This window comes from Burkholderiales bacterium (assembly GCA_035560005.1).
GTDB lineage: Bacteria > Pseudomonadota > Gammaproteobacteria > Burkholderiales > Eutrophovitaceae > DASRFY01.
Genome location: DATMAN010000062.1, coordinates 1 through 3231, shown reverse-complemented (window position 1 = coordinate 3231; position 3231 = coordinate 1). Strand labels below are relative to the sequence as shown.

The window sequence follows — 3231 nt, the reverse complement described above, 5'->3', positions numbered from 1 at the left end:
CGGGAGGAAGAGCAAACCCGCCCCTGAGCGGTGATCGAGCCAGGTTGACGATTCCGCGGGGAATCTCTTCCGCCGAAGAGCGCACCGCGGGTGCCGATGCCCCCTTCTTTGCGCCGGCTGCCGGGCCGGTGTAGGCTCGCGCGCCTCGGCATCGCTTCGCATCGGATCTTCTCATGCCCGCCCGAAGAAAGACCTCTTCAGAGCTTCGCAGTCACCGCTGGTTCGGTCCCCCGGATCTGCGCTCCTTCGGCCACCGCTCGCGCGCGCTGCAGCTCGGCTACGCGCGCGAGGACTGGGAAGGCAAGCCGGTCATCGCCATCCTCAACACCTGGAGCGACGTCAACCATTGCCACTCCCATCTGCGCGAACGCGCTCAAGACGTCAAGCGCGGCGTGTGGGCAGCCGGCGGTTTCCCGCTGGAAATGCCGGCGATTTCGCTTGCCGAAGTATTTCAGAAACCGACCACGATGATGTACCGCAACCTGCTCGCGATCGAGGCCGAGGAGTTGCTGCGCTCCTATCCGGTCGATGGCGTCGTATTGATGGGCGGCTGCGACAAGACCACCCCGGGTCTGCTCATGGGCGCGATCAGCATGAACCTGCCCGCCATTTTCGTACCAGCCGGGGCGATGCTGCGCGGAAACTGGCAGGGCAAAGCGCTCGGATCCGGATCCGACGCGTGGAAATACTGGGACGAGCTGCGCGCGGGCAATATCACCGAGCGCGACTGGCGCGAGATCGAGGAAGGGATCGCGCGCTCGCCGGGTACCTGCATGACGATGGGCACGGCATCCACCATGACGGCGATCGCCGAAGTCCTGGGGTTCAGTCTGCCCAACGCCTCGTCGATCCCCGCGGTGGACTCGAACCACGCGCGCATGGCCTCGCTGTCCGGCCGGCGCATCGTGGACATGGTCTGGGAGGACCTCAAGCCCCGCGACATTCTCACGGGCGAATCCTTCGACAACGCGATCGGCGCGCTGATGGCGCTGGGTGGCTCGACCAATGCGCTGATCCACGTCATCGCGCTCGCCGGCCGGGCCGGCCTGTCGATCCCGCTGGAGCGCTTCGAGGAAATCGGCAGGCGCACGCCGTACCTCGTGAACATGCGGCCGTCGGGAAAATACCTCATGGAGGACTTCTACTACGCCGGCGGACTGGTCGGGCTGCTCCAAGGCATGCGCAACCTGCTTGCCACCGGCGCCATGACCTGCACCGGCAGGACGCTGGGCGAGAACGTGGCGGGCGCGAAGATCCACAATCGCGACGTGATCCGCACGCCCGACGATCCGATACAGCCGGAGGGTGGCCTGGTCGTGCTGCGCGGCAATCTGGCGCCCGACGGCGCGGTGATCAAGTCGACCGCGGCGGATCCGAAGCTTTTGAAGCACGCCGGCCGCGCGATGGTGTTCGACGACTACAACGACATGGCGGCGCGCATCGACAGCCCCGATCTCGACGTGGACGCGGATTCGGTGCTGATCCTGCGCAACGCCGGCCCACTGGGCGGACCGGGCATGCCGGAATGGGGCATGCTGCCGATTCCGAAGAAACTGCTCAAACAGGGCGTGCGCGACATGGTGCGCATTTCGGATGCGCGCATGAGCGGCACCAGCTACGGCACCTGCGTGCTGCACGTCGCGCCGGAATCCTGGATCGGCGGGCCGCTCGCGCTGGTGCGCACCGGCGATATCGTCGAGCTCGACGTGCCCGGCCGAAAGCTCACGCTCAGAGTGAGCGAGGAAGAACTGGCGAAACGCCGCGCGGCGTGGAAACCGGGCCCGCCGCGCTACGAGCGGGGTTACGGGAAACTGTTCTCGGCGCACATCCGGCAGGCCAATCTCGGCTGCGACTTCGACTTCCTCGAAGGCACGGCGCCCACCGCCGAGCCCGAGATTCACTGAAAAGCCAGGCGAAGCGCCAAGGCACCCGGAAAAGCCCGAACGAGCGCGAAACACGAAGCGATACAGACAGGCCGTCCGGTGGTGGCAGCTCCCGGCTTGATTTTCTCGCTCGAAGGCTCTTTCCGGGTTTGCCTTTTCTTCGTGCGTTCGTGTCTCGCTCTTGGATCCTTGTCCTCAACCGCGGCGGCCGGTGGCCGGATCGGGATGGATGTTGTCCACCCAGTGCACTTCTTCCGGCTGTTCCACGGCTGGGATGTCGAGGTTGACGACCACCGGTTCCTGCCCGCTGCGGCACAGCACGCAGGACAACGGCTCGTTGTCGGAGGCGTTGATCTCCTGGTGCGGCACGTAGGGCGGCACGAAGATGAAATCGCCCGGTCCGGCCTCCGCGGTAAATTCCAACCGCTCGCCCCAGCGCATGCGCGCCTTGCCGCTCACGATATAGATCACGCTCTCCAGCTCGCCATGGTGGTGCGGCGCGGTTTTGGCGTTGGGATGAATATGGACCGTGCCGGCCCAGAGCTTATTGGCTCCGGCCATCGCCCGGTTGATCGCCGCCGCCCGCGTCATCCCCGGCGTCTGCGGCGTGTTGGCATCGAGCCGATTGCCGGGAATGATCTTGACTCCACGGTCTCGCCAGTCCGTGCTCATAGGATCGCCTCCGTTCCACCGATTGGTTCCTAACTGATAATGTAGCGCTCGAGATCGCGGCTGAATGCAAGCCCGAGCCCCGGCTTGTTTGGCGCGACCAACTCGCCGCCAATCGGTTGCGGCACCTCCTCGAAAAGTCCGAACGACCAGGGCATGTATTCGACCGTCAGGCCGTTCGGCACCGCTGCCACCAGATGAACGTGGATTTCAGGAAACAAATGGCTCACTACCGGCAGGTTAAAAGCCTCGGCCATCGCCGCCACTTTCATCCAGTTGGAAATGCCGCCGACCCGATTGAGATCGATCATGATGATGTCCACGGAATGGGCTTCGATCATGTGCCGAAACGGCGTGATGCCGTATAAACATTCGCCGCCGGCAAGCGGCGTAACCAGCGCCTGGGCCACGCGCGCAAGCCCGCTGTAATCGTCGTGCGCGGTCACGTCTTCGAGCCAGAAAAAACGCACGTCCTCGACGCGCGCGCCGATATCGACGGCCTGATTGACCGACCAGCGCTGGTTGATGTCGCACATGAGGTCGATGTGCGGACCGACCGCTTCGCGTATCAGGCGGGCGCGCTCGACTTCCTTGGCCGGCGTGGTCTCGCCCGGAAGCGCCAGTTGGGTCTTCATCTGCTTGAAGCCTTTTTCCACGAGCAGCCGCGCGGCCTTGAGTA

General features: G+C 64.8%; 3 protein-coding genes. 1 reads left to right on the top strand and 2 read right to left on the bottom strand.

The annotated features are described in order from the left end of the window. The first annotated feature begins 173 nt into the window (after nt 1-173). A complete protein-coding gene (araD, locus tag VNM24_09145; protein HWQ38755.1) occupies nt 174-1904 on the top strand; it encodes an L-arabinonate dehydratase in 1731 nt (576 codons plus the stop codon). A 174-nt stretch (nt 1905-2078) separates the two neighbouring features. On the opposite strand, the gene VNM24_09140 is transcribed toward araD, so the two are convergent. After that, nucleotides 2079-2555 carry a cupin domain-containing protein gene (locus VNM24_09140; GenBank protein ID HWQ38754.1) on the bottom strand — a complete coding sequence of 159 codons (477 nt, stop codon included), beginning with the start codon at nt 2553-2555 and terminating at the stop codon, nt 2079-2081. A 29-nt stretch (nt 2556-2584) separates the two neighbouring features. Then, on the bottom strand, nt 2585-3231 hold a 647-nt coding region (locus tag VNM24_09135; protein ID HWQ38753.1), incomplete at its 5' end, for a mandelate racemase/muconate lactonizing enzyme family protein.